The organism is Nitratifractor sp., from assembly GCF_015487065.1.
In the GTDB taxonomy this organism is placed as follows: domain Bacteria; phylum Campylobacterota; class Campylobacteria; order Campylobacterales; family Sulfurovaceae; genus Nitratifractor.
Map to the genome: position 1 here is coordinate 1 of NZ_WFQN01000038.1, position 5,011 is coordinate 5,011.

The following is a 5,011-nucleotide window of genomic DNA, read 5'->3' on the forward strand; positions in this document are numbered from 1 at the left end:
AATAACGGCGCTGAAAGCGCCATCGGTTCCTCATTCCTCATTCCTCATTCCTCATTCAATAAGAGTGCTCTTCATCCGGAAAGGCCCGACTCCGCACTTCCTCCCGGTACTGCCGCAAGCCCTGACGGATCAGCTCCGCTCCGTTGAGATAGCGTTTGACGAACTTGGGCTTGAAGGCTTCGAAAAATCCGAACATATCGCTCCAGACCAGGACCTGTCCGTCGGTGCCGTTACCGGCACCGATACCGATGGTGGGGATCTTCACCGTTTTGGTGATACGGGTTGCCACCTCGGCTTTCATCCCCTCCAACAGCAGAGCAAAGGCCCCCGCCTCCTGCAGCGCCAGGGCATCTTCCATCAGACTGTTCGCCTCTTCCTCGCTCCGCCCCTGGACCCGATAGCCCCCTTCGGCCCGTACCGACTGGGGCATCAGGCCGATATGGGCCACGACGGCAATCCCGTTTTCGCTGAGTTTCCGGACGATGGGGGCTTTTTCCCGGCCTCCTTCGATCTTGACCGCTTCGGCACAGGTCTCCCGGAAGACCCGGGTGGCACTCTCGAGGGCCTGCTCCGGAGTCGCATAGGTCCCGAAGGGCATGTCGAAGACGATCAGCGGCAGACGGGCTCCCTTGCAGACCGCCTTGGTATGGTAGATCATCTGATCCAAAGTAGCGCTAAGGGTGTCCGGCTCGGCATAGAAACTCATGTTGAGGCTGTCACCGACGAGGATCATCTCCACTTCGCCGTCGAAGATCCCGGCAAAGAGCGCATCGTAGGCGGTGATCATCGTCACCGGTTCCTTGCCCTTGCGCTCCCGGATCGTCCGGACCGTCACCTTCTTCTCGATCGGCGCCGATTGGATACTCATGGGAAACTCCTCCCTCTTTTAATCTGAAATGATTTTATCCAAAATCAGTATAATATCCCCAACTTTATCACACAGGACAATGCGTGAAACGACTCGTCGCCTATATCACCACCGGTTATCCCGACAGATATTTCACTGTCGATCTGGCCATGGCCCTGGCCGAAGCGGGGGTCGATACCCTGGAACTGGGCATTCCTTTCTCCGATCCCGTCGCGGACGGTCCGGTCATCGAAACCGCCAATCTGCGGGCTCTGCAGCAGGGCTTCCGTCTGGAGCATCTCTTTGAAGTCTCCCGGGAGATCGCTCCGGCCATCGATACCCTCTGGATGGGCTATTTCAATCCCTTCTACCATCTGGGGGTGCAACGCTTCATCGAAGAAGCCCGTGACGCCGGAGTGGGCGGTTTCATCATCCCTGATCTGCCTTTTGAAGAGGCGCAGCCCTACCAACCGATGATCCGGGAAGCCGGCCTGAGCCTGATCGACTTCATCGCTCCCACGGACACGCCGGAGCGGATCACTATGATCAGCCGCGACGCCCGGAAATTCATCTACCTGGTCGCCTACGCCGGCATCACCGGCAGCGGCCAGAGCGAAGAACTCTCCGACGTCATCTCTCAGATCCGTGAAGCGACGCAGACTCCGGTCTATCTCGGCTTCGGCGTCACCCCCGAAACCGCCAAAGAGAAGGCCAAAAATGTCGACGGCGTCATCGTCGGTTCCGCTTTTGTCAAAGTTTTGTTGGATGAAGCGCTGACCCCCGGTAACCGCATCGCCACGATCGCCCAAATGGCCCGGGAGATCAAAGAGAAGATCAACGAATAGTTTCACATAAAGTCATTCGTTGTCATTTATGGTCATTTGAGGTCATTGTGGGAAAGAATTTCTTGATCGTTGCTCTCTATTGAGGAGCATCTTTGGTTGATATACCCATAGCCCTTTTCTTGCGACGTGAGGAGCGAAGCTCCGTGCTTGCGACTTGCGACTGTCCCGAACAATGACAGCGAAGCGAATGACCTGATTTTAGAAGATCATTCCGTCGACGGGAGAGCTGGCGGTGGCGAAGGGGCGTTTGGGAATGCGTCCGGCTTTGTAACTCATCCGCCCGGCGATGACCGCATGTTTCATCGCTTCGGCCATGGCGATAGGATTCTCGGCCTGAGCGATGGCGGTGTTGGTGAGCACCCCGTCGGCCCCCAGTTCCATGGCCGCCGCCGCATCGCTGGCGCAGCCGATCCCCGCATCCACGATCACCGGCACCGAAACCGCCTCTTTGATGAAGACCACGTTGAAACGGTTCTGGATCCCCAGCCCCGATCCGATGGGAGCTGCCAGGGGCATCACCGCCGCCGCTCCCGCCTCTTCGAGGCGCTTGGCGACGATGGGGTCGTCGTTGGTGTAAGCCATGATGGTAAAGCCGTCTTTGGCCAGGACCTCACACGCTTTGAGTGTCTCGATTACGTCGGGATAGAGGGTCTTAGCAGTATCGCCGATTACCTCCAGCTTGATCAGATCGATCCCGGTGGCCTCACGGGTCAGGCGGAAGAGGGTGATCGCCTCCTCGGCGGTGGTACACCCGGCACTGTTGGGGAGGAACTTCACGTCGGTGTCTTTGAAGTAATCCATCAGGTTCTCTTCATCAGGGTTGGTAATGTTCACCCGCCGCACCGCCACGGTGATCATCTCGCTACCGCTGGCCAGGGTCGCATCCCGGGTGGTCTGGAAATCGGGATATTTCCCGCTCCCGACGATCAGGCGACTGGTAAACTCGTATTTTCCGATCTTGAGGATATCGCTCATCTTTTTCCTTTTACACTAAGTTTCATTGACTTCTGAGGGTTATAACACAGAGAACTTAATCACATTTTAAAACGTCGCAGATCGCCTCGGCCAGCGCCTCTTTTTCGATCCGGCGTATCGCATCGTGATACTCTTCGTAGCTTTCGAACCCCTCCTTCTCTAGCTCATACTGCAATATCATCTCCCCGCCATCAAGCTCCGCACTGACCCAATGGACCGTTACACCCCCTTCGGGTTGTTCATCTTCCCAGCTCCTTCGTATAGCATCCAGCCCCCGGTGACGCGGCAGCAGCGAAGGGTGCAGATTGATCGCACGCACCGATTCGGCAAAGAGCGGAGTAAGAATCCGCATAAAACCTGCCAGCACCGTCAGATCGGGACTGTAGTTTTCGATCCGCTTCACCAGCTCCCGGTCAAAAGTATCCCGATCGGCAAAATCCCGATGATCGACAATCTCCACCGGCACACCGTACTCCCGGGCGATGGCAATCCCCCCCGCTTCGGGGTTGTTGGTGATCGCCGCCGCTATTTCCAGCTTTTTTTTGTGCAGTTGTTGCAGAAGATAAGAGAGATTGCTCCCTTCCCCACTGAAAAGCACGACGATCTTTTTCATGAACAATCCTTTTCATGAAAAAGAATTGAGGATGGAGAATGGAAAATGGAGAATGAATCAAAAATACACATAATTATGACTGTTTCTCCTCATTGAGATATTTCAGATTATCGATCAGATCCGTCGGCAGCATCGAGTAGTCCGCTCCCTCATAACACCGGGCCGCCAGAGCCAGAGCCAGACTCCCCTGGATCGCCGCATCCAGCGCTTCATACCCCTGGGCCAGCAGTGCCGCGATCAGGCCGCTGAGCACGTCGCCGCTGCCCCCTTTGGCCAGGGCCACCGTTCCCAATGGATTGACGAAGAGTTCCCCCAAGTGGGCGATGATGGGGTTGGCCCCCTTGAGCAACAAAACGACATGGGGAAAACGGGCACTGAAACGGCGGGCGTATTCGAAACGGTTGCGCTGCAGTTCTTCCACGTTCAGCTCCTCCTCCATCATGATCCGCCAGAGCCGGGTAAATTCGGCGGGGTGGGGAGTGATGACGATCTTACGATTCTCCTGGTGCAAAATCTGCAGGAGCTCCGCTTTGCCGAAGGCATCGGCATCCAGCACGATGGGAAGCGGCGAGTCCACCACCTCCTTTTCCAACATCTCCGATTCAAAATAGTCTCCCAGCCCCATTCCAACCGCCAGGGCTGTGGCCCGGGGAGGAACCGCAGAAGCCGTCATCAGAAATGCGGGAGCCGTCACCCGTTCATGAATCACCAGGGTCGTCAGCCCGGCTCCGAAGCGGGCCGCCGCTGACGCGGCGATGATCCCCGCTCCCTCTTTTTCCCCGCAGAAAACCGCCGCATGGCCAAAGGTCCCCTTGTGCCCGGCCGGGCGGTCGGCCCGCAGCGGCGGGGCAAAGTCCGAAGCCTCCAGCACCCTGACACTGCTCTCCTCTTCATAGAGTATCCGATCCACTCCCAGATCGACGCAGAGAATCTCCCCGACATACTCTTTGGCGGCATCGAGGTAGAGGGCTTCTTTGAGCGCCCCCATCGTCACCGTCAGATCGGCCCGGAAGGCGGTAGGCGAGGGCCAGCCCGCTTCGTCGAGCCCCGTGGGAATGTCGCAGGCGAGTTTGAACCCCTCCAGAGCGTTGAGGCTCTCGACGATCCCGGCGATCTCTTCACTCAACGGACGGCTCAGCCCGGCCCCGAAAAGCGCATCCACGACGATTTCGGCCTCTTCGATCTCTTCGACCGTGGGCACTCCCACCTTGCGGGCCCGCTCCAATTGGAGCTTTGCCATCGGCGACTTGACCCCCAGAGGCAGAAAGAGCCGCGGCGCGAAACTCCCCTGCAAAAGCCTGGCCAAGGTAATGCCGTCGGCACCGTTGTTTCCCGTCCCCGCCGCTATCAGTACCGAAGCCCCCCGTTCGAAACGCTCCCGGATACAGCGCGCCATCCCCTCCGCCGCATGCTCCATCAGCAGATCCTCCGTCAGTCCGTACTCCTCGTAACATTTCCGGTCCATCGCATAACAGTTTCGATAGAGTCGCTGCATTGCCCTACTCCTTAACACTTTGCTATGAATTATACTCTTTCCACCTCTCCCCAATACACCAATAACCAATATACCAATAACATAATCCGCGATCAACTCTCTTAAATTCATATTTCGCTATAATACGCGTCACTTTGTCCCGGCCCAGCCAAAATCGGACATGAAAGGGGGTGATTGCATGCCTGGTATCGTCGTTTCTCCTCGGGATACTTTCGAGGAAGCCTACCGCAAATTCA

5 protein-coding genes are annotated in these 5,011 nt (G+C 57.1%); 1 reads left to right on the forward strand and 4 read right to left on the reverse strand.

Features of this window, described 5'->3' with window-relative positions:
• Positions 1-55: 55 nt before the first annotated feature.
• Positions 56-868 carry a 3-methyl-2-oxobutanoate hydroxymethyltransferase gene (panB, locus tag F8I07_RS02065; protein ID WP_292655088.1) on the reverse strand — a complete coding sequence of 271 codons (813 nt, stop codon included), beginning with the start codon at positions 866-868 and terminating at the stop codon, positions 56-58.
• Between the two features lie 83 nt (positions 869-951).
• On the opposite strand from panB, the gene trpA reads away from it, so the two are divergent.
• On the forward strand, positions 952-1,692 hold the full coding sequence (trpA, locus tag F8I07_RS02070) for a tryptophan synthase subunit alpha (protein ID WP_292655090.1): 741 nt from the start codon (positions 952-954) through the stop codon (positions 1,690-1,692).
• 198 nt (positions 1,693-1,890) lie between these two features.
• Here the strand turns inward: trpA and F8I07_RS02075 are convergent, their stop codons facing one another.
• The 3 genes from F8I07_RS02075 to F8I07_RS02085 all read right to left on the reverse strand — a co-directional run bounded on the left by F8I07_RS02075 (position 1,891) and on the right by F8I07_RS02085 (position 4,775).
• On the reverse strand, positions 1,891-2,667 hold the full coding sequence (locus F8I07_RS02075) for a thiazole synthase (protein WP_292655092.1): 777 nt from the start codon (positions 2,665-2,667) through the stop codon (positions 1,891-1,893).
• 55 nt (positions 2,668-2,722) lie between these two features.
• Positions 2,723-3,280, reverse strand: coding sequence for a phosphoribosylglycinamide formyltransferase (gene purN / locus F8I07_RS02080; protein WP_292655095.1), 558 nt, complete (start codon positions 3,278-3,280; stop codon positions 2,723-2,725).
• A 73-nt stretch (positions 3,281-3,353) separates the two neighbouring features.
• Entirely contained in the window at positions 3,354-4,775 is a 1,422-nt protein-coding gene (locus F8I07_RS02085; protein ID WP_292655098.1) for an NAD(P)H-hydrate dehydratase, read from the reverse strand.
• Positions 4,776-5,011 lie beyond the last annotated feature (236 nt).